This window comes from Bacillus sp. AFS059628 (genome assembly GCF_002571225.1).
In the GTDB taxonomy this organism is placed as follows: Bacteria; Bacillota; Bacilli; order Bacillales; family Bacillaceae_G; genus Bacillus_A.
On the sequence record NZ_NVEC01000001.1, the window covers coordinates 1 to 23,028 of the forward strand.

Below are 23,028 nucleotides of genomic sequence, written 5' to 3' on the forward strand. Positions count from 1 at the left end.
ATGGGCAGTTAATCCCCCACCTAACTTCTTTGCTTTCGCTTAATTTTGAGATGGGGGTCTTACTGCCCATTAAAGTGGGATAAATATCATCTTCTGTTGCATGTAAAGACTGAAATAAAGTAATGACTCTATTATAAACGCCTTCTAAATATGGGCAGTTTTCATAAATGTTATTGCAATCATAGTTCACACCTAATCTAAAGCGAATACCAATATCCCCATTATAAAATAGAGGTGGTCTAAGTTCTAAATTTGGAAACGTTTTAAGCATATACTCGTTCACCCTCATCTCAACACCTACCTTTAATAGCATCTTGTTTACATAATAAAATTATTCTATTATAATTTATTTTTGAATTCCTCACTTGTTATAATGTCTCGAATAAAATAATCTACATTATTTCTCAGCTTTTGATATGCAACTTGATCTTCTATCTCGTTAAACATAATGACAACTTCTACTTTATTCCCTTTCTTATCTGTAGTATACAAGCTTTTTGTCAATACGAATGCGGTAGAACCACCTTTTTGACCAGCATATTCGAACTTACTATTTTTAACTGTTCCTTTGAAAATGTTCTCGATTTCTTCTTGCATTGGTTTTGGAAAATGCTTTCTACTATTTATCTTTTCCATTATACTCATATAATCTTTAGCGTTTGCACCTACTAATCGATCTGACCAAATTCGCTGAAATTCCATATCTACCTTTAATGGGATATCCCGTTTTTTCCATTCTTCTTCGTCTTTCATCCATTCATGAATTTGTAACACATGTTTATTATACTCATCCTTTGACATGTTACGTATCATTTCTAACGATTGATTTTCTGGCTCATGAAGCTCTTTTTCTACATACCCTCTCATATATAGTGAAGCAGTATATGAAGTGAACTTGTCATGACTAGTAAGTTCTAATTCTTTTAAACTGTCATTTACCCTTTCTATTCCAAGCTTATCTAGCAAATATGTTGTATTTGCATTAGAACTATAATGAATCATTCCTTTAGCGACTTCTTCTAAAGCAATTTGTCCATTTTTCACTAATTCTCTCGTTTTGGCATCTTCTAACCAATCAGGATGCGCTCCACCGTCAGTGTTTTTAACATAATATTTTTCTAGCTCCTGCAATGAAATTTGTTCATCACGACTTATTTTTCCTTCTGACACTTGCTTAGCAAACTCAACTGCTATTACGATTTTTGCCATACTCGCTAATGGCAATTTTTTATTTTCATTTATAGAAGTTATTACTTCTCCATTTCTTTTAATAAATAATGAACATGTTTCATCGTCTTTATGTTCTTTTATGTACTTTAATACGTAATTCGGATCTTCTTTTGACAAATAGTACTTCATAATAACAAAGAAAGCTATAACGGCTACTATAATGACTCCTGCAACAATTCCTATAATCTTTAATATGTTCACAATATGCCCCCTTTACTAAATTCCCTTCTATATGATTATAATGAATATAATTACAAAATTATACAAAACAGAGTAACTCTTCCTAAAAAAGAAAGAGTTACTCTATTTCACATGATGTTATATGTCCATTTAACGTAACGACTATATTTGAGTCGCCACTTTCTTTAGCACCTTTTAGTCGATTTAAGTTAGGGGGACCAATGACAACTGACTCCTTAATTGGCGAAAGGTCCTTTCCTAATTTTTCTGCACTCACACCGTATGCAGCTTGAAATACTTCTGACGGTGTTAATCTAAGTATGTCTGATCCTTCTGCTGTTTCAAACTGATCGTTATTGAAGAACAAATGTAAGTGTACTTCTTCTGTTACCGCTGTGATCCAATGCCACCATCCCATTGGAATAAAGACAGTTTGCCCCGCTTTTACATGATAATTTTGCAATTGATTCGTTTCGGGATTTAAAATGGATGTAATTGCTTCTCCTGATACAACAACATCTAATTCCCACGCATTCGGGTGCCAATGTGGTTCCCGCATATGCCCTTTTGTCATAAACAAATCAACAAATGCTCCTCCTATCATCGCTGGTAACTGTGTTGACGTAACTTCATATGCAACGTTTTTCTCATCCCTTTTGAAAAAGACATTTTTTCTCGAATCAAAGAAAAGATTTGGAGTTCCTGAGCTTTTCTTTAAATTTTTATTATCTGGAACATAACCTGAACTACTCATTTTATCCCTCTTTTCCACTCCGAACATTTCTACTTTCACACTGTATCGTATGAAAAAAACGTATGAATGTGCCTAATCATTCACATAACAAAAAAACATGCCTTCATGATGAGAGCATGTTTTGTGATATTCTTCACATTATTTAGCTAAAAATAAACTTTTTACTTACCATGATGTAACATTAAATCACTAAGTTCTTCTTCAATGTGATTTAATTTCGCAACGCCTTCTTTCCATTTATGAATATAACGTGAAACCCCAACGAAAAACAAAACAATAATTGTGGAAAGAATAATACCATACACGATTGCTACAGTACTCATAGTTACACTTCCTTATAATTAGTAATGTGGTTATTAGTTATATTTTTATTATAAACCTTTTTCTTTTAAAATACTTCGATTTCAACTTTTTGTAACAAAATTGATTTTTCTAATATTTCGTTCGTAAAAACGGCATATTTTTCACAAATTATACAAAACTTCACCATATGTACTATTACCATATGAGTTATATTATTAAATAGAATAAAGGGGATGATATACTATGACGACTTGGTTTATTGTTATGTTAGTTGTATTTGGAGCATTTAAAATTATCGTTTCGAGCCTTCCTAACACTGTTATTGAATCCATTATTAGTAAGTACGAAACACACCCACAGCTTGAAGAAGGGAATGCGACTGTTACAATCAATGGAAATAACTTAGAAGGCGAACAAAAATCCAAAATTATTCATGATTTTAACGAAGGTTTATTTTTAGATCGCTATTACGCACCACCACACAATGAGGGTACGCCTTTAATTATCAATGCAAAACGTGGCAAAAAAGATTTTACATTTTATATTTATAGTCATGAAGAGCATGTTGATGTTGTAAAGCAACATAAAAAGAAGGTCGTTGCTTATAGTTTACGCTCTAAAAACCTCCAAAACAATGATATGTTCGTATCAGCTGATTTAGCTTAGTGCTCATATATAAAAGGAATCCATGGCATATGGATTCCTTTTTACGATTCACTGAAAAATAAGCTCTGTCTTCAAACTATCTTTCGGTAACAGCCATCCTTTTTGATCCAAGCTCTGTATTAATAATTCTCTTTGTTCTTTTGCAATACTTTCCTCCTTTGTTTTAAACGACACTTCTATTACGAAATCATCTTCGATTTTCCCTGTATGACTTAATGGCCAAACTTCAATATTCGTTTTAATATTTTCAAATTCAGCTGTATACCTTTTCATTAATACAGGCCCATAAATACAAGAATTTTTGAGCATTTCTTCTCCCCAATTCGTATACAACCATTTGTTCATTTTCCCTGGCAACTTTTCTATTAACATGTTTTGAGCAGCTCGTTCGTTTGGTAAATCAAGTACTCCATATCCTTTCGCACTGTAGCTTTTCTTATTTGAAATACTTAACGTTTTCTTCTCAAATCCCCAATCTATTTCCGCATCATAGTTATCGGTTTTACTATCAAATCCATCATTTTTAGCTACTTCTAGTGCATCTTGAATTACACCGTTTGGAATAGGATATCTTTTTTTATATGTTAGCTCAAAATCTTTACTAAATTCTTTCTTTCGAATTCTGGCAAACCAACCTTCCTTACTTAAATTTTTATTTACCGTATCTAAAAATTGCACTTGTATTCTTTCAGAATTGGTACCAGCCTGGAAATATTCTAGTACCTCTTGATTTATCTCTTTGTTATAACCTAATACTTGTTCTGGTTTTAATAATAACTTCACTTCAAAACTAGGTGTCATTGGACTGGCAGCAAACCCTTCCTTAACGTTATAAAGGAAACAACAAAAGAAAATGCTTACGAATACAAATACTTTTTTCATATACCTATCCCCTTTACATTTCAAATGACTTCTATACGTTCCATAGTAAGTGAATATACATTTTCATACCCTGCCGTGCTAAGCTTTTTCTGTAATCGATCCGTATCCTCTTTCAAAGCGTGTACTAACACCGTATGTTCTGGTAATAATGTATTTAACATCTCTTTCACATCTCTTATACTTTGGTGAACTTTATACGGTACTCGCTTCACCCTACATTCCTTATCTACACGTTCTTTCAAAACTTTTTCTGCAAAACTCCCTTTCGCAATTTGTCCAGTAAAGATAATGGAATTTCGCTTTTCATACCGGAGTTGTTCATAATATAACTGCGCTCGCTTCGTTTGCATATTCGCATCACTCATTACAACTATTCCATAACTATTTTGCGTACGGCTGTCATGATCCATAACTATTATGTTTCTTTTTAAACTCTCCATAAGCTCTTCAAGTTCTTCATTATTTTTGATCCAATCTTTATATACGAACATCTGTTGAAATCCATCCAAAATTTCTTGATCTACTATAATGGGAAATGCTTTATATTTTTCATATAAATACAATACGATATCTTGCGCCCTACCAAGGGGTGGCAATGGTAGTAATGCTATCCCTTTATTCCCCACAGCTCGTTCAATTTCTGTACATAGTTCATTTACTCGTTCATGTTGCGAAACATCATCAGTATGATAAGCGGCATCTACAATTGCAACTTTTATATCGCCACGCAATTTCTCAGGTAAATTAGCTCGCAATATGTTAGACTCTGCTGAATAATCGCCAGAATAAAATACATATGTATGACTCATATCCACTAAAAACCAAACAGCGCCTAATACATGCCCACTATACCCCCATTGAAAACGCAATGTAGGGGTAATCTGTATCCATTCATTCGGATTGCTAATCTCATCAATATATACATAATTTAAATCTTTAACATTTTGGTCGGTATAAGGTACATGCCATCCTTGCGCCAAATTGTAGTTTCTCCATTTTTCATAATAAGCAGGAAGTTGCTCCTTCGTATAACGAGTCGTCCAAATTTTTTTCTTATATCCATACTTCGCTAATAAAGGTAACCCCATCGTATGATCTTCATGAATATGTGATAAAAATACTGCATCTAAAAACGGTACAACTTCCCTATCTATTTTCGGATAACTATCCTCATATGATCGATTAATGCCACAATCAAATACTATTTTCGTCTCTTTATTTTTTACAAAGTAGCAGGAACGACCATATTCCCCCGCTCCTCCCCATACCTCTATCCTCATCATGCTACCCCTTTTCGTTTTTGCTCCATATGTTGTAGAAGTAATAAACATATTGTTGTAAGTCCAACTGAAACGACAGCCATCGCCATTCCAATAGATACTTCTCCTTGTTCAAATTGAGCAAAAATAAATGTTGCTGACGTTTCTACTGATGGAGGTAGTACGAGAAGTGATGCTACTAACTCTCTTATCGAGATTGTAAATGTCATCGCCCATCCAGCAAGAATACCCGGGATAATAAGAGGTAATATTATTTTTCTAAAAATATAAATATAATTTCCAGAAAAAATACTTCCTGCCTGCACGAGAGAATCATCAATTTGCCCGAGCGATGCTTTTACATACTGCACTGTATAAGGTAAAAAAAGAACGACGTACGTTACGATAACCATGACTGGTGTATTGTAAATTGACAGGGGCATATAGGGTGAATTCCAAAATAAAATAAGCCCCACAACCATTACGATTCCTGGTACCATGTTCGGTAACATCCCGCACATATCCAGCCATTTTTCAGAGGACTTTTTCCCCTTTCGAATCATAAGCGCCAAAAAGACGCCAATCATAACAGCAATAATCGCTGTTATAAGTGAAAAAAGAAAACTGTTCCATAAAGCTTCTAATCCTGGAGAGCCAATTGTAAACAATGCTTCATAATGGCTCGTTGTAAAGTTGTTAAACTGAAGACCCCCGCCTCTTAATTTCGATAATGATGCAATAAGTATAGAAAAATAAGGGATTCCAATTGATACAATTAATAAACCAATTACATAAACCCATGCTACAATGCGCGTAAATATAGACAATGTATATCTTTTAGATTTCACACCTTTTCCACTAACCATTGCATATGAATACCTTCGATTTAATACATTTTGCATATACCAAATGAGCATACATGCACTAAGCAATAAAGAAGATAATGCTGTTGCACTACTAAAATCAATCGGCCAACTCGAAATAAATTTATGAATCTCTGATGTTAACACATGAAATCCGATTCTCCGTCCGAATGTAGCCGGTGTTCCAAATTCAGCAATCGTCTTTACGAAAATAAGTAAAGCACCCATTACATAACTTGATACTAATAACGGCAATATTATTTTTCTTAAACGATAGGAAAAGCTTCCACCATGGACTGCTGCAGCTTCTTCTTTACTACTCCCAATTTGAAGTAATGTATTCTTCAACATGAAGTAAAGGAATGGGAATAAATGAAGACTCATAATTAAAACCATGCCACCTAAACTAAAAAATGAAGATGAAATCGTCTTTAGCATCGGGAAAAACTGTTCGAAATACCCGTTCGGTTGCATGAACAAAATCCAGCCCATCGATCCAATATATGGAGGTGTCATAAATGGAATCATAAAAATAATATCTAACTTACTATACTTTCCAACATCTGTTTTGCTCATAATGAACGCTAATGGAAATGCAAATATGGTTGCTCCTATTACAACGAGTACGCCTAAAAGCATTGAGTTTAGAAAAATCCCAGCTAATCCACCGCCCTGCATCACTTCAAAAGGCTTTAAAAAATTCCAACTACTATTTTCATATATACTAGAAAATAAAATGAGGAAAAGCGGAATAACGATTAACATCGCCACAAGTAACAACGCTACTGTCATTCCAACTTGTCTTACTGATACGAATCGATTTACCATGTAATCACCATCTTATTGAAATACTTTCTTAAATTGTTTTCCTATTTCATCTTGTTCTTTTTCAACTGTTTTCCAATCAATATGTAATACCGGAATCTCTTCAACATTTGGTCTATTTTCCGCTTTTATATCTGTTCTGCCTGGTAATAAGTACGCTTTAGCAACTTGTTTTTGCACATCATCTGATAATAAATAATCAATAAACTCTTTTGCACCTTCTACATTTTTACTATCCTTCATAATACCTGCTGCACGCGGGCTAATAACTGTTCCGCTTTTTGGATAAACAATATCAACCGGTTCACCCTTTGCTTTTGCACTGTACGTCATATAATCAACGCCCGCAATGACCATGTCTTTTGCACCTGTTACAACCGGATCTAACGCTTCTTGATTTGCCCCTGCTACTGTAACTTCATTTTTCTTAAGCTGTTCGAATAAATTCCATCCATCTTTTCCATTCTTTTTCACATATCCTGTTACAAAGTCTAAAGCTGATCCTGAAAGCGCTGGATCTGGAAGGTTCACTTTTCCTTTCCATTCCCCTTTTGTTATATCACTCCAATCTTCAGGCGCTGTCTTCACATTTTTTGTGTTATACACAATCCCTAACGCTGAAGCACTATATCCAAAATAATGTCCTTTATCGTCCGACCATTCAGAACGAAGCTTATCAGCTTGTTTCGCTTCTTTATACGCTAACGTTTGTCCATCCTTTTTTAACCCTTCCATCGCTGGTAAAGATGCAAGTACGACTACATCCACGACTGGCTTTTTCTTTTCGGCTTCCATTCGCGCTAAAATCTTACCAGTTGTTCCTTGAAACATTTCCACCTTTATACCCGTTTTCTTTTCAAAGTCCTTTTGAATTTTTTCTGCTAATCCTTTTGGTCCTGCACTATATACAACAATTTTCTTCTCATTTGTGTTTTTATTTTTGGCATCTGCACTACCTGTCTTTGAACTACACCCTGTTACTACAGCAGAAAATAATAAAGTACATACAAATAAAGACTTAAGCGAACAGAATTTCTTCATACGATTCTCCCCCTATATGATGAATACATTTTTTTGGCACATATAACGATACTGGTTTACCGATGCTGAATTTACTATTGTGATAAGCTGTCCATATCCCGAGTGCACCCATGTTTACTTTCATTTCATACCGTTCTCCTACATATGTAACGTGTTGTATTTCACCTGTATACATTTCGCACACTTCATTTTTTGTCCAGCTCACATGCTCTGGACGAACCATTTGTTTCCCCTCTACAAGCCAATTTGCCTTACCAACAAATTTTGCAACAAATTCATGAGATGGCTTCACATAAATGTCTTCTGGTTTTCCTTTTTGTAATACTTCTCCTTGTTTCATAACAATAATTTGATCTGACATTGACATCGCTTCTGTTTGATCATGAGTGACATACAATGCCGTTAAACCAATTGAATGAACGATATCCATAAGCTCTAATCGCATTTCTTCTCGCAAAATTGCATCGAGTGCACTCAGCGGTTCATCAAACAAAATAAAATTCGGTTTGGTTACAATTGCTCTCGCAAATGCGACACGTTGCTGCTGTCCACCAGAGAGTTCATGCGGATATCTTTTCTCCATCCCTTGCAAGCGAACTCGCTTTATTGCATCTTCTACTTTTTCCCGTAATTGATTCGTTTGCTTTGTAGCTCTTAAACTAAATGCAACATTTTCAAATACAGTCATATGCGGCCATAAAGCAAAATCTTGAAATACCATGCCGATATTACGTTCATGAGGAGATGTTTTAATTCTTTTAGTAGAAGAATACATGCACTTATCCCCAAAATATATTTCACCTTTATCTGGCTCTTCAAGTCCTGCAATCATTCTAAGTAAAGTCGTTTTCCCGCATCCCGAAGGTCCTAAAAGTGTGGTGAATTCACCTTGTTTCATAACAATTTGTAACGGTTTTAACGCCTTTGTTTTTCCAAAGTTCTTTTCTAATCCATGAATTTTAATATCCATCGTATCACCTCTCTCCCCTCACTCTTAACCTGCTTTCATTCTATCTGGAAGACTTATACTGAATGTTAATGTACTGTAAAGATTAAATTAAAAAACTTCTAATAAACTATTTATTTCTATAGATTTTTTCTATAGTTAAAATAAAAAAGGCGGCAACTCCTAATGAATCTCTTAAAATTAGAAATTGTAGTGCTTATTAAGAAATACAAAAAACTTACGATTGTTGCAGAAAAACTTGGTGTTAAACAACCTACTATTACATTCCATATAAAAAGCTTAGAAGAGGAACTAGGTGTACCTTTATTTGAATTACGTTCTGGAAGATATTTCTTAACGGAGGCTGGAGAGGCACTGCATCATTATGCCTGTAAAATAGATGCACTTATGAAAGAGGCTAGACGGGTCACGCAAGAGTTTAAAGATTTTCATAAAGGCGCTATAACAATTGGCGCTAGCTATGTACCAGCGACTTATCTTTTACCAGAAATCGTTTATCAATTTCAATGTAAATTTCCAAATATAAAAATAACACTTATGGTAAAAACAGCTCCTGAAATTCGAACGATGCTACAAAATCATGAAATTGATCTCGGTGTAATTTCCGCAGCACCGTTTGATGAATCACTTTTAAAACAGACGAATGTAATGCCTGATACACTTGTTCTTGCTTTCTCCAAAGAACATCATTTTTCAAAAAAAGAAAATGTATCATTACAAGATATCGAAAAGGAACGAATATTACTACATCGTAATCCATCTACTACGAGAGATTTACTTACAAAATGGATGTTAGCTCATAACATTACATTCCAATCTGAAATTGAATTAGATTCATTAGAAACGATGAAACAAATTTTAAAATATGGTAATGGAGTGGCTTTTATTTCTAAACTCGCTATTGAACAAGAAGTACACCGAAATGAACTATGCTATATACCCATCCCTGGATTTGAGTTTCAACGTAACATTTATACGATTCATCATGAAGACAGATGGAATTCTAAAATTATTTCTTTCTTACTTCATAACATCACTTCTTATGCAACAAAAAATTAAAAGGCTGTCGTTATATACGACAGCCTTTTAAACTATAACTCTATTTATTTTTCTTCGCTTCAATTTTTGCTTGCGCCTCTTCAGCCTTATCTAATGCTTCTGAAACTTTTTTCTCTTTTTCTTTCACATCATCTATACTATCGACAGCTTTAATAAGTTTATCGATTCCTTCTTCTTCTACTTTTCTCCGCTTGGCTACTCTTTCATTCACTTTCTTTTCTACATCTTTTGCTTTTTGAAGCATATTCTCTGCATTTGATGTTACAGCTGTTGCAAGCGCATCGTCTTTTTTCATTTGTAACACTTCATTTGCAATGTCTTTCGCTTCTAAATACTTACCGTCTTTTAATGCAGTTGCTCCATGATCCATTTTCTCGGCCATTTCTTTATATGATTTCGCTTCATTTCCTGATTTTTCTTTTTCCGCTTTTTCAAACCACATTGTTGCATCACTATATTTTTCATCTTTCAATGATTGCATACCTGTTTCAATATATGTGTCATAATTACTACACCCAGCCATCACGACTAACAGAAAAAGCATAATAAAACTTAATTTTTTCATGATGTTTTCTCCTTTTCTTTGCCTGCTCACTTTACTGTAACATACATGAAAAAGAGTTTCAAAAACTAAAATACTAATTTGGTCATTTTTATTATTTTCAAACCGACACATCTACTTGTTTTTTCGACATATGTTGCTTTACTCCAACTAATACAACTAACAATAATCCTCCGCCTATCGTCATCATCACAATGCTAGTTGGCAACATATCTAATAATAACCCATATACAATCATACCGAGTGGCGCGATTGCAGTAGCAATTGTTTCAAGTAGGCCAAACACACGCCCTAAGTAGCTCGGCTCTGTCGTTTTTTGCATATGTACTTGCATCGGAATATTTACAATCATAATTGCTATACCAGTTAACATCATAAAAGCAATATAGTAAATAAAACTTGCTACTTTTGGAATGTTAACTAACAATGGAAAGACTGTACATAAACTTAAACCCGCAAACAAAAACAGTCCTGTATAAATAGAACGAAACGGATTATTCACTTCTTTACGTACTGATAAAGCAATCGCACCTATTAACATCCCGACCGCTAACATTCCTTCTACAGTACCGAGTTGCTTTGAAGATAAATGCAATGTATGAACGATAATGTATGGAAGCGCAACGGTTAACCCACACGCAAAAAAGTTTACCCACAGTGCTATTTTCATTAAACCATATATTTCATGTTGTCGTTTTACATATGAAAAACCTTCTTTTATACTCGTCAAGAAATGCTCTTTACTTTCAACCATTTCTTTTTTATATAAATCAAATACGATAAATAATTGCAAAACAACCGCTAAAAAGAACGTAATACTATTTAATAAAAAGAACGACTGAATAGAAAAGAATCCAAATACAACTCCGCCAATAATCGGCCCTAAAATATTTGATAAAGAAGCTGCCGTTTGATTTAAAGCACTCGCTTTTTGAATACGTTCCTCATTTACTAAACTCGGAATAGACGAAGTTAATGCAACTGAATAAAAACTGGCACAAATTGATAATAATGCTGCTGAAACATAAATAAAAAGAAGTGATGGTCCAAACATAGTAGCAAGAATAAACATAATAAGCATCGTTAAACTACTTAATAAATCAGTGCCAATAACAAGCCACTTTCGATTCACACGGTCAGCTACAGCACCAGCAATTGGTCCACAGATCATCCTTGGAAGTGATCCGCAAACGAGCGTAGTTGCAAAACCCATTCCTGAACCAGTTGTCTTTAATACGTATAACCCCATTGCGAATGTATAAATACCTGCGCCCAATAAAGACGTCATTTTTCCAATCATCATTAAAATAATATTTCTCGTTGCAATTTTCATTCTTGTATCATGTTGCCCTATACTTATATCTCCCATAGCGAATTTCTCCCCTTAAAAGTTAAATTGTGTTAAACTTATTATATAATCAACTTTCCAATTTTTACAACAAAAAGTTAAATATAATTTAACTTTTCAATTATAAAGGAGCAATAATATGGCAACTCTCGGCGAAAAAATTAAAGCGTTACGTAAGGAAAAAAAGCTTACGCAAACTGAACTGGCAGGTTCTGAACTAACAAAAAGCATGCTTAGTCAAATTGAAAATGGAAAAGCTACACCTTCCATGAAAACATTGCAATATATCGCTGAAAAACTAGAATGTGAAGCGAGTTTTTTATTAGAAGATGATGATAGAGAAATTGTTGAACTCATTACAAAAATGGAGCAACTCATAAAGGAAAACAAATGTGATGAAGTGTATGAGACTTTACTTCCTATCGTTCAAAAAGAGCTCCCTTCTACTTTAAATACAGCTCGTATATACAAACAATTCGTAACTGCTGCGGCGATTATGAAAGATTACAACATTGAATCTTACGTAGAAAAAGCTGTTTCTATTTTCGAAAAATATAAGTTATACCGCGACAGTACGGAAACAAAATTAAAATTATCTTTTGCGATATTCACACGTAAAAAATATGCAGAATGTTTACAACTTATATCTAATATTAGAAATGATTATGAAAAGAAACATTTAGAAATGGATCTTATTATACATATTGAATTATGTTTATATGAAGCCATCATATTACTAGCATGTGGCGATTATGAAAAATGTGAAGAAACGATATTAGAAGCACTCGCATTTTCAAAAAAACATCAAGTGTATTATAAAACAGATGAATTTTACCGTATTTTATCTTACCAAAAAGTGATTACAGTTGATAAAGAGCGTTATTTATATTACATAAAAAAATCTGAGCAATTTGCCATTTTTACAGAAGATACTCTATCCATTGCGATAATTGACATTTTAAAAGCTTACTACTACAACACGATTACTAATGAATATACAATCGCATTAAAACATCTAGAACAATTTCGAGAAAAACTAAAAGATCAGCCCATTTTTCAAGACGACGGATTGTATTATCTTGAAAAAGGAAAAGCTTTATACGGATTAAAACGTTACGAAGAAGCTTTACAAGCGTTGCAACGTGCTTTTATACCGGATTATATGAACCATCCACTGGATCAAGCGTGGCTTACAACAGCTGGTGCATATCGTGCACTTTGTTACGTTAAACTGAATGATAAAAAAAGAGCTCTTGAAGAAGCAACAAAAGCAAACGAAACGATACAATCGTATCCTGACTCTATTTTCTCTTCTTTTATTAAAGAAACATTACAAATAATACAAAAACTTTAAGAATGTCTCGAAATGGTATATTATTCCTCTTTTTTAGCAAAGATAATAATGATGGGAGGAATATAAATGAATATTCAACGTGCAAAAGAGCTTTCTGTGTCATCTGAACAAGCGAATGTCAGTTTTCAAGGCATGCCTGTTACCATTCAACACGTCGATGAAAGCAACGAAACCGCCCGCATATATGAAGTAAAAAATCCAGAACGCGAATTAACGGTTCCAGTTAATAGCTTAGAGGAAATATAAAAAATGCCACTTCGATTTTGAAGTGGCATTTTTCTTACATTATATATTTCATCACTAGTTTTTCTTTTTTAATAAACCGTACAATCCTATACAAATTACAATGAGACCCACTATACCAAATGCCAATTCCTCAAATAAATTCCTTGTTTCATGCCCTCTAACTTCTACTACACTTTTGGCATCATGTTCAGTTTGATTTGTTTCTACCCTCTCGCCATATATTAACAACCGATATTTATTAGATGTATATGGCTCACATGTGAGTAATGTAACTCTATCTTGTCCTTTTGTTACACTCAATTTCTCAACTTGATTTGGATTAATGATTTCACGTCCACTTACTTTATAAACAAGTTGCTCTCCAAGTACATTGACATAGAATATATCGCCATCAGCCAATTGATCCAGGTGCCGAAACATCTTCGCACCATGATAACCTCGGTGCCCTGCCAATACAGTATGTGTATCTTTCCCACCAATTGGTAAAGAAGTCCCTTCAATTTGGCCTATTCCTTTACTTAAGTTTTCTTGATTTGCACCTAAGTAAATTGGCAACTCCTCATTTATTTTTGGAATTGAAATTGTACCAAACATCTCGTTTTTGTTTACAAAGTCTAACTGCTCATTATCTACTTCAGTATCATGAACAAATGGATCATTCATTTTGAAAGTAGTTTTTCCTAACAAACGATTATATGTTTCCATCTTCCGAAATTTCTCATTAACATCTTCTACTTTTAAATTATCGACCATCTTTTCATAATGAATTACTCTTGTTTTATATACATAATTATTTATATAATTAGCAACCAATGGATATAGAAATAGAGATAACCCTGTAAGGAACAATATTAAACTTATTAAGCCCCTTCTCACACACTCACCACACAATACATATTATTTTCGTTTTTTTAAGTAAATGATTAGAAGGATCATACAAATCAGAACAATAGGGACAACAATCATCCAATCTTCTAAAATGAAAGGTTTTGTAATCATTTCTTTTTCTCCAGCATCATATGGTACACGGTGTCCTCTCACTAATAGTCTATGCGTATTTACTCCATAAGGGGTGCATGTAATTAACGTTGCATAATCTTCTCCTTGTACAACTAATAAATCTTCCGTTTCATTTGGTAATACAACTTTTATTTGATCTACTTGATAGGCAAGTACTTTATCTAATGTATGAATATAAAATATATCTTCCTTTACCATTTTATCTAAATGAGTAAACATGAGTGATGAAGGTAAACCGCGATGCCCCGTTAAAACTGTATGCGTACTTTCTCCCCCTACTGGTAATGAAGTTTCATCCAACTGTCCAATTCCACGGCTTAACACTTCTTCTGTCGTCCCTTGATAAATTGGAAGGTTCACATCTATTTTCGGAATTTCTATATGTCCCATAACATCACCAATATTTAACATATCTACGGTCGAACCTTTATGTTCACCATCCTGTTCACGAAAAGGATCTGAAAATGTTTGCGTCGTATTTTGAATCTTCTTATTATACTCGCTTGCTTCTGTTTCTTTACGATCAATCTCTTCCTGCTCCAACCTCTTTACCGCTTCATCATACGTACTTACTTCTGAATAGTGAGTTCTTGTCGCAAACCAATTACTTACAGTTGGATAGAGAAATATACTTAATCCTAGTAAAAAAATACTTCCAAAAATTATATTTCGTTTCATAACAGCCTCTTTCACTATGGATAAAATGTGGAAAAGAGGAAAGCATATCCCTTTCCTCTTTTCCATACTAAAATATTATGAATATATTCATTAAGAATTCTTTTCAGGTTTCTTTCTAAAGAAAATAAACATTGCTGTCATCATTAGCATAAGACCTACTACTGTAAAGAGAATTGTCCCCATACCACCTGTTGCTGGGATAATCCATCCGCTCTTATTGTTCTCAACTTGTAAATCAATTACTTTATGATCTTTATCAATTTTAATATCAATTGGATCTCTTAATTTTTGATATTGCTCTACTGCACCGTCTTCATCTTTATACTTTGGTGCTACCGTTTCAACAATTTGATATTCACCATATGGGATTTCATTCCATGTAATCATACCATTTGCATCCGTGATATCATCCATTTTCTTTTTGTTTACTACTACAACATTTCCCTTTTTATCTCGTAATTCGAATCTTGCACCTTCTAATTTCAAATTCTTATTCTTGCCATCTACTTTTTCAATTTTAATATTTCCCATAGTTGGTGTAACCACTACTTCATTAGATGGCTTTCCATCTTTTTCTGATGAAACATCATCTTTGTTTACAAAATCTAGTACTGCTTTATTTGGAATTTCTATTCCAGCTTGAGTATCTCCTTTAATTTGTGCAGTAATTTGCAAATGAAGCTCTTTTCCATTAATTTTTGAAAAATCTTCAATTGTAGCGGTTACTTTTTGACCTTCTACAACTACTTTTACACTACCATCTTCCACTTTCTTTCCATCAACCATAACAATTGGTTGGCCTTTTATTTCCAAACGATCATCTAAAATATCTGTTACGACATATTTTTTATATAATTTAATATCTTCTGGAAGTAATGTTTTGATATCATACGTATAATCTGTCTCTTTATTTATTCCAGCTACTTTTGAACCGTTATTTATACTTTTAGTAATAGTAGGTTCTTTATAGTTCTTTATATCTTCTAACTTAACTACTTCACCAGACTCCTTAATAGAGAAAGGACGCTCTTCTTTACTAGTTATATAACCGTTTGGAGCCTTATGCTCAATAAAATAATAATAATCCCCGTATTCTAGAGAATCTACACGAACTTTACCATCTTCCCCTGTTACTAATGAACTCGGTGTCTTCACTTGTGTGCTTGTTCCATCTTTATTCTTTTTAAATAAATGGAATTCTGCATCTTTTAACACTTTACCAGCTTCACCTATTTTTACGAATTCTACTGAACCTCTTTTTGTTTCATTTTTAGGGTAAATATGAACATCGTAATTTAAATCTTTACCGTCTGTACTTGTCATTGGAATATCGACAATAAAAGTAGTCGTATCCAAAGCAATATGTTCTGGACCTTTAATAGCTTTTACTTCATAACGTCCTAGTGGAAGATCTGTAAAAACAGCTTCCCCTTTTGCATTTGTTACCTTTGTAATTGCAGCATTTTTTACTGGCTTTGCTTCTTCTTTTATAACAGTTCCATCATTTGAATTTTTTTCAAATGACTCAATCCGTTTAATTTCAAAAGTTACACCTTCTAAAGGTTTTGCATCTTCTGGAACAGTTTGTCCTTCTTTTCCATTGCCTTCTGTAGTTGTTTTAGAACCTTTACTTTGCTCATACTTATGAATCGTTAACGTACCTGTACTTCTAGATTCCGCACTAACAGCCATGTTAGATAACGTTGAAAAAGCTAACATACAGATTAAAAATAAACTAAAAACCCTTTTCATTGTTGTCCACTCCCTATTGTTTGTGTTACTTTTGTTATTTCTATCTCTCATTATTTCTCTTTCTAACAAAGAGAAACAATGTAACAAACATCAATATTCCACCAATTACATAATAAATTATTGTCCCTATTCCACCAGTCTCTGGAATAACAAATTCACTCTTTTTATTTACTACTCTTATTTTTTGTGAATCCATTCCAGATTTCACTTCTATTTCTACTGGCTCTCTCATCAACATATATCCTTTTGGTGCTTGTACTTCTTTTAATGTATATTTGCCAACGATTAATGGAATAGAAGTTGCCAAACCATCTTTATCAGTTGTTAATTTACATACTATACTTCCATCTTTACTAATCACTTCAAATACTGCGCCTTCCAATTTGAGATTTTCATCATTCGCATCTACTTTTTCAATCTCAAATTTCCCTAATGCTGGCGGTACTACAAACACTTCATTTGATACGAATTTCTTCTGGTCAAACAGTAACTCTGCTTTATTTGGAATACCATCATTCGCATTGTATTTCGTTAGTATATCTGCATTTACATTAGCGCTTAATCTTGACTTAATATGCATTGTATACAATTGATTCGCAAGATAAGCATAATTTCCGTCCGGCTTCGGTAACTCAATACTTACTTTCTTTAATTGTTCATCAATTTGCGGTTTAACTTCTATTTCTTCTCCATAACTGTTTACAAGTTTTACTTGCAAGATAGTTAAAATATCTTCTAAGTCATCCTGCAATACTACTTTTTCAAGGTTCATAACATCATTACCAAAATGATAGTTTACATGCCATGTAAACTCTTCATCTATACTTTGTAATGTCGCTTTTTCCACTTCTTTTTCATCAGCGTCCGAAACCATCTTTCTTACTTGTGGTTCCTTTGCTTCTACATTTGTTTTTACATTCGGTTTTTGTGGTGGTAAATCCTCATTATCTGGTGTTTTCCCCTCAACAACCGCTATGTTCTCAATTTCTTTCGTTTTTAATGCGTCTTGCGTAACTTTCACTTTAAAAGTTACAATTCTTTCTTCTGTATCAAGCACGTCCCCAAAGTTTACTTTGATCGTGTTATCCTCATACGATCCTTCATCTTCGTCAACTGCATCTGTCAATACATTCCCATTCAATTTCATACTACCAGCTATATACTCAATACCTTCAGGAAGTTTATCCGTTAGACGCATATCTTTAATAAGCCCATTTTCCACTTTATTTCGGGCTTTAATTTGATACTCAAATTCATCATTAACATGAAATTTTTCTTGCTTTATACCAACAATCTCTTTTTTCGACTCTAGTTGTCCAGACAACGGGTCAACCAGTGTTTCAACTTCTGGTTTCTCCTTATCTTTCGAACTATCGGTCTCAACTATTGCTATGTTTTTTATTTTCTTATTTGCCAGCTCTGGTTTTACAACAACTTCAAACGTGATTGCTTTCTCTTCCTCACCTTTAAGATCGCCGAAATGAGCATAAATCGTTCCATCTTTTATATGTGCATAATGTGCATAATCTTCATCTTCAACATCCGTTTGTTCCTTTCCGTTTATCTTTAACGTGTTCGGAACATACTCTACTCCTTCAGGAAGGTTATCCGTAATTTTAACTGCCTTTAAGATAGAATCTGGCACACTATTTTTAGCATGAATTGTATATTCTAGTCTGTCGCCAACTTTCAGCGTACCACCGTTTATATCTTTAGCTAGTTTAGTAGCTACTAGCTTCCCGGGTTTCTCTTCTCGTTCGGGTAATACTTTAACTACTACTTTATTAGAATCGTTAGCCTCAACCTGACTTCCTGTTAACTCATCAACCCCTTGAACAACAGCGATATTAGGGACTTCTGTTTCTACCTTTTCTCCCCTTAATTTTGCTTTAAATTCAATTGTTGTCTCAGGTGTTTTATCCGTATAGATTCCACCTTTTGTAGCATTTGCTCCTTCACCAATTCTTATTGTTAACTTTCTTGTCTTTGCATCATAGTCAACTTGTTCTGTTTCATTTCCAGCATTAGGACCAGAAATGATTTTTACCGAATTTGGTACAAATTCTAGACGCGAATCTAAAACATCTTCAATTTTTGTATCAACAGAACTCGAATTCGGTTCAATGTTTTTCACCCTTAAACGATATGTAACTTCATCACCTGGCTCATACTTTTCTTTTGCATCTACTACTTCCTTATCGATGACAAGCTCTGGCGCTGTTGCATTTACTGCAAAAGCTAATGTGTTTAATACGTAGTCATCACCAGCTGTCGCAGCTTTTAAGCGTATTTCCTTTTGCGCTGGTTTAATATATCCTGCTGGTAACTTGATTAAATCCGCATCAACCCCCAAATTATTTTTATAATCTGGGTTAAATGTACCCGGATACTTATCTCGCATATGTTCCTCATATTCAGAAATAGTGGAATTGAATATATTACCAGTTGGATTGAGCTTATCATTAATTTCTTTCCAAGCATTATCTGTGTGAACAAACAGTTTATCACCTTGCCAATATCTATCACCTTGGACAGCGAAAACAGAAACTTTCGGATCTAAATCTCCAGTTTTCGAAGCAATAAAGTTTTTCACTTTAAATTCTTTTTCACCAGATCCAGTAGCTCTTTTCAATCCACCATCATAAACAGTAAATGCTTTTCTTGTTTTTGACTTATCTTTTGTAATAACTAACATGTACCAACCAGCAAATGAATAATATCCATAATTATAGGCAAGTTTTGTATTTGGATAAGGAATATTTGCTAAGGTATAGCTTCCTCCTTTTGAATTAGAGGACTGTAAAAGCTTTGTAACATCTGCATAGTTAGAATAATAGGTACCATCAATACCAAAACCATAAAGTAAGCCACTTCCGTAATACGTATTACTTGGTTTTACTTGAAAGCTCTTGCCTGTTGGAGTAGTAAACTTAATTGGTGATACATACTGTTGCTGCGTTAATTCATAACGTGTCGAACTCCAATATAATCCGGCCCATTCAATTTCAGCATCTTCTGGAACGGGAATATATGCCTTAGATGAATTTGTAGTTGTTGGATCATCATCTATATCAATGAGTTCACGGGTATAGCCATTCGGTGCTGTAGACGCAATATTCGTTATATCTGAATACAATGCTGTTTTCTTCTGAGCTTCAGTAGCTTTAATACCTAAATTCACATTACCGGTCGAATACATCTCACCTTTATGAATAGATTGATAGGTTGGTTTATCAAAACCTTCTTCATCTGTAACTGCTGCCGTTGCTGTATTAATTGGACTTAAAAATTGCAATTGAGATAATAGCAAGAATAAACTCATAACAACTACAAATACGTTTAATACTTTTTCATTTTCTTTGATCCTACTGTGCAAAGAGGTCACCTCCTTCAATAAAATTCATTAACATATTATATTAATATATATTATACGTATTATTCTAATATAAATCACATATTTCGTTAACAAAATATGTGATTTTTTTCTATTTTAAACATTTATATATAAAGATGTTTATATTTAATTAAATTTCTAACATCAATATAGAAACCTTCGTACTTCATTCAAGTAATAATAAAAAAAACGAAATATTAATAAGAAGCCATGACTTCTTTTCTATTTATTACATGCTAAACTATATTAAAAGGGGGATTGTATATGAAAAATACTTCACAAAAAATGAGTCATTATTATGCAGTTATTTTCACTTCTCATTTATCAAATGATACGACAGATTATAGTGCCGCCTCTGACAAAATGGAGGAACTTGCAAAGCAGCAACCTGGATTTCTAGGCGTAGAAAGTGCACGAGATCATTCAGGGCTCGGAATTACAGTTTCTTATTGGGAGTCACTTGAGGCAATTGACAATTGGAAACAGAACACCTTACATAAAAAAGCGAAAAAAAGAGGCCGTGAGCAATGGTATGAAAACTTCCATCTGCGTATATGCCTCGTTGAGAAAGAATTTAAGTTTCATAGAGGTACATTGTAACGATGAAGAAAAAATTAGCTCTCGTTGTTGTTCATGAAATATATGGTGTGAACGACCATATGCATCACGTTACCCATCACTTTAGTTCATCCCATATAGATGTATTCTGCCCGAATCTTCTACAATCGCAACATCCATTTCATTATAGTGATGAAGAAAAAGCATATCATTTTTTTATGAATCATATTGGATTTGATAGTGGAAAAAAGCAAATTGAAGAATTCATTACGCATCTTTCTAGTCGTTACACACATATTGGACTTATCGGCTTTAGTGTCGGCGCTACCATTTCATGGCTATGTAGTAACAATCCAAAAATAGATTTTATTATTGGATGTTACGGTTCCCGTATACGCGACTATGTTCACATAAAGCCTACATGCGCTACATTACTTATATTCCCTGAAAAAGAAGCTAGTTTTTCAGTATCCTCTTTCATTCAATCGTTGCAGCAACAAAAAAATCCTTTATTAGAAATAAAACAACTACATGGTGAACATGGGTTTCTAAATCCGTACACTAAAAAATATAACGAGCACTCTACAAAGCAAGCATATAATGTAATAGATGCATTTCTTGTAAAAAACACTTTTATAAAGGAAATCTAAATGACGCTTACATTATTCTTACTTATTTTCATATTCATTGCCTTTTTCTCAGCACTAACTATCATTATTGTAACCGTAAAAAAAAGGGAGTTTTCCAAACGCCCCTACTTACAATCTATTATCGTTTGCATTTTATTTTTACAAATTGGTTCTTATATGTAACATCTTTTTATACGTTACTCCCAGAGAAAGTTAGCGAGTTTATATTCTTGCCAATTTGGTTTTCCCTTTGTATGTTAGGGTTTATCGTTTTCTGGCGCGAATGGAGAAACAATCGTGTGTTCTCAATATGTATCTGTTTTCTTTCTTTTATTAGTTTTCTATTTGGGTTATTGTTGTTAGTTCTTTCGGGGATGTAGTTGTTGTAAAGAGGATAACATACCTCTTTACAACAACTTTTTTCGTTCTATGGCGAAAGGGATTAGTAAATATAAAGCATAAGCAATAACCATCCAAATAGTAAATGATATAATTTGCTGTGAGGAGAATTGTGAGAATAGATTAGAAGAATTATATAAAATGTAAGTATCTAAAATTAAACCGATTGCTGTACCGCATATACCTAACTTAATAACTGCATATTTTGTAGTATCTAGTTTTTTGTATAACCACATTACAAAGTATAAAGCTATAGCCGTTCCTAATTCAAGAAACGTCAATTGTAGAAAAAATCTATTTGAAGTATATTCTAATAAAACGGAAGAACCAAAAATAATGAAAAATGCTGAAGCAAAAAACCAAACGCCAATCGAAAATAAAATGGTGAGCCAAAGTCTATTATTCACTGACATTACCTCCCTTTTGTAGCACTGTAAGCTTTTCCAAGAGCATATATAAATCACCATATACTTTGTCTGTAGAAAAAGATGGATTGAATAACGCTTGCAATGCCAATCCATCAATTAATGCATTACATAAAATGCTCCATGTTTCCGTTGAAATTTGAGTTTTCATTGTATCTCCTATTTTTTTATTTAACACACCTTTTAATTCTTGATTTTCATAATGTAACAATCCACCAATTTTATCTTTCATCGCATCATTTTGTAATCCACTAGCTACTAATTGAAAGAACAAATGATGATACATTGAATCATTCACACATCTACTTTCCGCAGACTGTAAAGCCTTCTCTAACTGTACATCCTTTCCTATTTGTTCCCACGATGCTTTACAAAACGATTCCGTTACTTCAAGTAATAATTGATCCTTCGTTTTAAAATGATAATATACGGTACCTTGTGTAACTTGAGCACTTTCTGCAACTGCTTTTAATGTCAACTTTTCCATCCCGTGCTCTGCAATAATTACTTTTGCTGCTTCTAGTAACTTCTCTTTATTAACAACATTCGGTTTTGCCACTTCTACGACCTCCTTTTAAGTTAGTTGTATAACTAACTTAAATCATACAGAAAAATCAGATAAAATAAAAGGAAG

General features: G+C 33.6%; 24 protein-coding genes and 1 pseudogene. 7 read left to right on the forward strand and 18 right to left on the reverse strand.

Going from position 1 to position 23,028, the window contains the following annotated elements; translation table 11 throughout:
• The 5 genes from COL05_RS00010 to COL05_RS00030 form a co-directional block, all read right to left on the reverse strand.
• The coding region (locus COL05_RS00010; RefSeq protein WP_483861161.1) for a DUF3885 domain-containing protein at positions 1 to 289 on the reverse strand (289 nt) is incomplete at its 3' end.
• A 50-nt stretch (positions 290 to 339) separates the two neighbouring features.
• Complete coding sequence (locus COL05_RS00015; RefSeq protein WP_098667146.1) at positions 340 to 1,431, reverse strand: serine hydrolase; 1,092 nt, start codon at positions 1,429 to 1,431, stop codon at positions 340 to 342.
• A 97-nt stretch (positions 1,432 to 1,528) separates the two neighbouring features.
• Positions 1,529 to 2,164 (reverse strand): cupin domain-containing protein, encoded by a 636-nt coding sequence (locus COL05_RS00020; RefSeq protein WP_098667147.1) that lies wholly within the window; start codon positions 2,162 to 2,164, stop codon positions 1,529 to 1,531.
• Between the two features lie 161 nt (positions 2,165 to 2,325).
• Positions 2,326 to 2,487: a hypothetical protein gene (locus tag COL05_RS00025; protein WP_000108701.1), complete on the reverse strand. Its 162-nt coding sequence runs from the start codon at positions 2,485 to 2,487 to the stop codon at positions 2,326 to 2,328.
• Positions 2,488 to 2,552: 65 nt separating this feature from the next.
• Complete coding sequence (locus COL05_RS00030) at positions 2,553 to 2,669, reverse strand: hypothetical protein (RefSeq protein WP_033671625.1); 117 nt, start codon at positions 2,667 to 2,669, stop codon at positions 2,553 to 2,555.
• A gap of 41 nt (positions 2,670 to 2,710) precedes the next feature.
• Between COL05_RS00030 and COL05_RS00035 the strand changes: the two genes are divergently transcribed.
• Entirely contained in the window at positions 2,711 to 3,133 is a 423-nt protein-coding gene (locus COL05_RS00035) for a YfmQ family protein (RefSeq protein ID WP_098667148.1), read from the forward strand.
• Between the two features lie 48 nt (positions 3,134 to 3,181).
• Here the strand turns inward: COL05_RS00035 and COL05_RS00040 are convergent, their stop codons facing one another.
• From COL05_RS00040 to COL05_RS00060, 5 genes are read right to left on the reverse strand one after another with little or no spacing between them, the layout of a single operon-like run.
• A complete protein-coding gene (locus COL05_RS00040) occupies positions 3,182 to 4,015 on the reverse strand; it encodes a hypothetical protein (protein ID WP_098667149.1) in 834 nt (277 codons plus the stop codon).
• Between the two features lie 20 nt (positions 4,016 to 4,035).
• Entirely contained in the window at positions 4,036 to 5,298 is a 1,263-nt protein-coding gene (locus COL05_RS00045; RefSeq protein WP_142337292.1) for an MBL fold metallo-hydrolase, read from the reverse strand.
• On the reverse strand, positions 5,295 to 6,965 hold the full coding sequence (locus tag COL05_RS00050; protein ID WP_098667151.1) for an ABC transporter permease: 1,671 nt from the start codon (positions 6,963 to 6,965) through the stop codon (positions 5,295 to 5,297). The genes COL05_RS00045 and COL05_RS00050 overlap by 4 nt, the downstream gene beginning before the upstream one ends.
• Positions 6,966 to 6,977: 12 nt before the next feature.
• A complete protein-coding gene (locus COL05_RS00055) occupies positions 6,978 to 8,003 on the reverse strand; it encodes an ABC transporter substrate-binding protein (RefSeq protein WP_098667152.1) in 1,026 nt (341 codons plus the stop codon).
• Complete coding sequence (locus COL05_RS00060) at positions 7,981 to 8,973, reverse strand: ABC transporter ATP-binding protein (RefSeq protein ID WP_098667153.1); 993 nt, start codon at positions 8,971 to 8,973, stop codon at positions 7,981 to 7,983. The genes COL05_RS00055 and COL05_RS00060 overlap by 23 nt, the downstream gene beginning before the upstream one ends.
• 162 nt (positions 8,974 to 9,135) lie before the next feature.
• Between COL05_RS00060 and COL05_RS00065 the strand changes: the two genes are divergently transcribed.
• Entirely contained in the window at positions 9,136 to 10,029 is an 894-nt protein-coding gene (locus COL05_RS00065; RefSeq protein ID WP_098667154.1) for a LysR family transcriptional regulator, read from the forward strand.
• Positions 10,030 to 10,069: 40 nt separating this feature from the next.
• On the opposite strand, the gene COL05_RS00070 is transcribed toward COL05_RS00065, so the two are convergent.
• Positions 10,070 to 10,594 carry a COG3014 family protein gene (locus COL05_RS00070; protein ID WP_098667155.1) on the reverse strand — a complete coding sequence of 175 codons (525 nt, stop codon included), beginning with the start codon at positions 10,592 to 10,594 and terminating at the stop codon, positions 10,070 to 10,072.
• Between the two features lie 97 nt (positions 10,595 to 10,691).
• Complete coding sequence (locus tag COL05_RS00075) at positions 10,692 to 11,960, reverse strand: MFS transporter (protein WP_098667156.1); 1,269 nt, start codon at positions 11,958 to 11,960, stop codon at positions 10,692 to 10,694.
• Between the two features lie 118 nt (positions 11,961 to 12,078).
• Here COL05_RS00075 and COL05_RS00080 point away from each other — a divergent pair, with 118 nt between their 5' ends.
• Together COL05_RS00080 and COL05_RS00085 are read left to right on the forward strand one after the other, a co-directional pair.
• Positions 12,079 to 13,293, forward strand: a complete 1,215-nt coding sequence (locus COL05_RS00080) for a helix-turn-helix domain-containing protein (protein ID WP_098667157.1) — start codon at positions 12,079 to 12,081, stop codon at positions 13,291 to 13,293.
• Between the two features lie 66 nt (positions 13,294 to 13,359).
• Positions 13,360 to 13,539, forward strand: coding sequence for an H-type small acid-soluble spore protein (locus COL05_RS00085; RefSeq protein WP_098667158.1), 180 nt, complete (start codon positions 13,360 to 13,362; stop codon positions 13,537 to 13,539).
• 54 nt (positions 13,540 to 13,593) lie between these two features.
• Here COL05_RS00085 and COL05_RS00090 read toward each other — a convergent pair whose 3' ends face one another.
• The 4 genes from COL05_RS00090 to COL05_RS00105 all read right to left on the reverse strand — a co-directional run bounded on the left by COL05_RS00090 (position 13,594) and on the right by COL05_RS00105 (position 20,365).
• Entirely contained in the window at positions 13,594 to 14,415 is an 822-nt protein-coding gene (locus COL05_RS00090; RefSeq protein WP_098667159.1) for a class C sortase, read from the reverse strand.
• Between the two features lie 21 nt (positions 14,416 to 14,436).
• The gene (locus tag COL05_RS00095; protein WP_098667160.1) at positions 14,437 to 15,237 is read right to left on the reverse strand and encodes a class C sortase; all 801 of its coding nucleotides are present in this window, start codon (positions 15,235 to 15,237) and stop codon (positions 14,437 to 14,439) included.
• Between the two features lie 90 nt (positions 15,238 to 15,327).
• Positions 15,328 to 16,989, reverse strand: coding sequence for a SpaH/EbpB family LPXTG-anchored major pilin (locus COL05_RS00100; protein ID WP_098667161.1), 1,662 nt, complete (start codon positions 16,987 to 16,989; stop codon positions 15,328 to 15,330).
• Positions 16,990 to 17,029: 40 nt separating this feature from the next.
• Positions 17,030 to 20,365 (reverse strand): isopeptide-forming domain-containing fimbrial protein, encoded by a 3,336-nt coding sequence (locus COL05_RS00105; protein WP_098667162.1) that lies wholly within the window; start codon positions 20,363 to 20,365, stop codon positions 17,030 to 17,032.
• A gap of 282 nt (positions 20,366 to 20,647) precedes the next feature.
• Here COL05_RS00105 and COL05_RS00110 point away from each other — a divergent pair, with 282 nt between their 5' ends.
• From COL05_RS00110 to COL05_RS00120, 3 genes and pseudogenes are all read left to right on the forward strand, one after another.
• Entirely contained in the window at positions 20,648 to 20,983 is a 336-nt protein-coding gene (locus COL05_RS00110; RefSeq protein ID WP_098667163.1) for an antibiotic biosynthesis monooxygenase family protein, read from the forward strand.
• A gap of 2 nt (positions 20,984 to 20,985) precedes the next feature.
• Positions 20,986 to 21,591: a dienelactone hydrolase family protein gene (locus COL05_RS00115; protein WP_098667164.1), complete on the forward strand. Its 606-nt coding sequence runs from the start codon at positions 20,986 to 20,988 to the stop codon at positions 21,589 to 21,591.
• Positions 21,592 to 21,950 (forward strand): annotated as a pseudogene (locus tag COL05_RS00120) (hypothetical protein). It abuts the gene before it with no gap.
• Between the two features lie 27 nt (positions 21,951 to 21,977).
• Here the strand turns inward: COL05_RS00120 and COL05_RS00125 are convergent.
• Entirely contained in the window at positions 21,978 to 22,376 is a 399-nt protein-coding gene (locus tag COL05_RS00125; RefSeq protein ID WP_142337293.1) for a DUF5367 family protein, read from the reverse strand.
• The gene (locus COL05_RS00130) at positions 22,369 to 22,953 is read right to left on the reverse strand and encodes a TetR/AcrR family transcriptional regulator (RefSeq protein ID WP_098667166.1); all 585 of its coding nucleotides are present in this window, start codon (positions 22,951 to 22,953) and stop codon (positions 22,369 to 22,371) included. The genes COL05_RS00125 and COL05_RS00130 overlap by 8 nt, the downstream gene beginning before the upstream one ends.
• Between the last annotated feature and the right edge of the window lie 75 nt (positions 22,954 to 23,028).

Excerpts from the sequence above, each read along its gene's own strand:
- COL05_RS00025 (WP_000108701.1), bottom strand. The coding sequence starts at position 2,487 with ATGAGTACTGTAGCAATCGTGTATGGTATTATTCTTTCCACAATTATT.
- COL05_RS00045 (WP_142337292.1), bottom strand. The coding sequence starts at position 5,298 with ATGATGAGGATAGAGGTATGGGGAGGAGCGGGGGAATATGGTCGTTCC.
- COL05_RS00100 (WP_098667161.1), bottom strand. The coding sequence starts at position 16,989 with ATGAAAAGGGTTTTTAGTTTATTTTTAATCTGTATGTTAGCTTTTTCA.
- COL05_RS00070 (WP_098667155.1), bottom strand. The coding sequence starts at position 10,594 with ATGAAAAAATTAAGTTTTATTATGCTTTTTCTGTTAGTCGTGATGGCT.
- COL05_RS00040 (WP_098667149.1), bottom strand. The coding sequence starts at position 4,015 with ATGAAAAAAGTATTTGTATTCGTAAGCATTTTCTTTTGTTGTTTCCTT.
- COL05_RS00060 (WP_098667153.1), bottom strand. The coding sequence starts at position 8,973 with ATGGATATTAAAATTCATGGATTAGAAAAGAACTTTGGAAAAACAAAG.
- COL05_RS00115 (WP_098667164.1), top strand. The coding sequence starts at position 20,986 with ATGAAGAAAAAATTAGCTCTCGTTGTTGTTCATGAAATATATGGTGTG.
- COL05_RS00035 (WP_098667148.1), top strand. The coding sequence starts at position 2,711 with ATGACGACTTGGTTTATTGTTATGTTAGTTGTATTTGGAGCATTTAAA.
- COL05_RS00085 (WP_098667158.1), top strand. The coding sequence starts at position 13,360 with ATGAATATTCAACGTGCAAAAGAGCTTTCTGTGTCATCTGAACAAGCG.
- COL05_RS00055 (WP_098667152.1), bottom strand. The coding sequence starts at position 8,003 with ATGAAGAAATTCTGTTCGCTTAAGTCTTTATTTGTATGTACTTTATTA.
- COL05_RS00030 (WP_033671625.1), bottom strand. The coding sequence starts at position 2,669 with ATGGTAATAGTACATATGGTGAAGTTTTGTATAATTTGTGAAAAATAT.
- COL05_RS00065 (WP_098667154.1), top strand. The coding sequence starts at position 9,136 with ATGAATCTCTTAAAATTAGAAATTGTAGTGCTTATTAAGAAATACAAA.
- COL05_RS00110 (WP_098667163.1), top strand. The coding sequence starts at position 20,648 with ATGAAAAATACTTCACAAAAAATGAGTCATTATTATGCAGTTATTTTC.
- COL05_RS00080 (WP_098667157.1), top strand. The coding sequence starts at position 12,079 with ATGGCAACTCTCGGCGAAAAAATTAAAGCGTTACGTAAGGAAAAAAAG.
- COL05_RS00050 (WP_098667151.1), bottom strand. The coding sequence starts at position 6,965 with ATGGTAAATCGATTCGTATCAGTAAGACAAGTTGGAATGACAGTAGCG.
- COL05_RS00075 (WP_098667156.1), bottom strand. The coding sequence starts at position 11,960 with ATGGGAGATATAAGTATAGGGCAACATGATACAAGAATGAAAATTGCA.
- COL05_RS00095 (WP_098667160.1), bottom strand. The coding sequence starts at position 15,237 with ATGAAACGAAATATAATTTTTGGAAGTATTTTTTTACTAGGATTAAGT.
- COL05_RS00020 (WP_098667147.1), bottom strand. The coding sequence starts at position 2,164 with ATGAGTAGTTCAGGTTATGTTCCAGATAATAAAAATTTAAAGAAAAGC.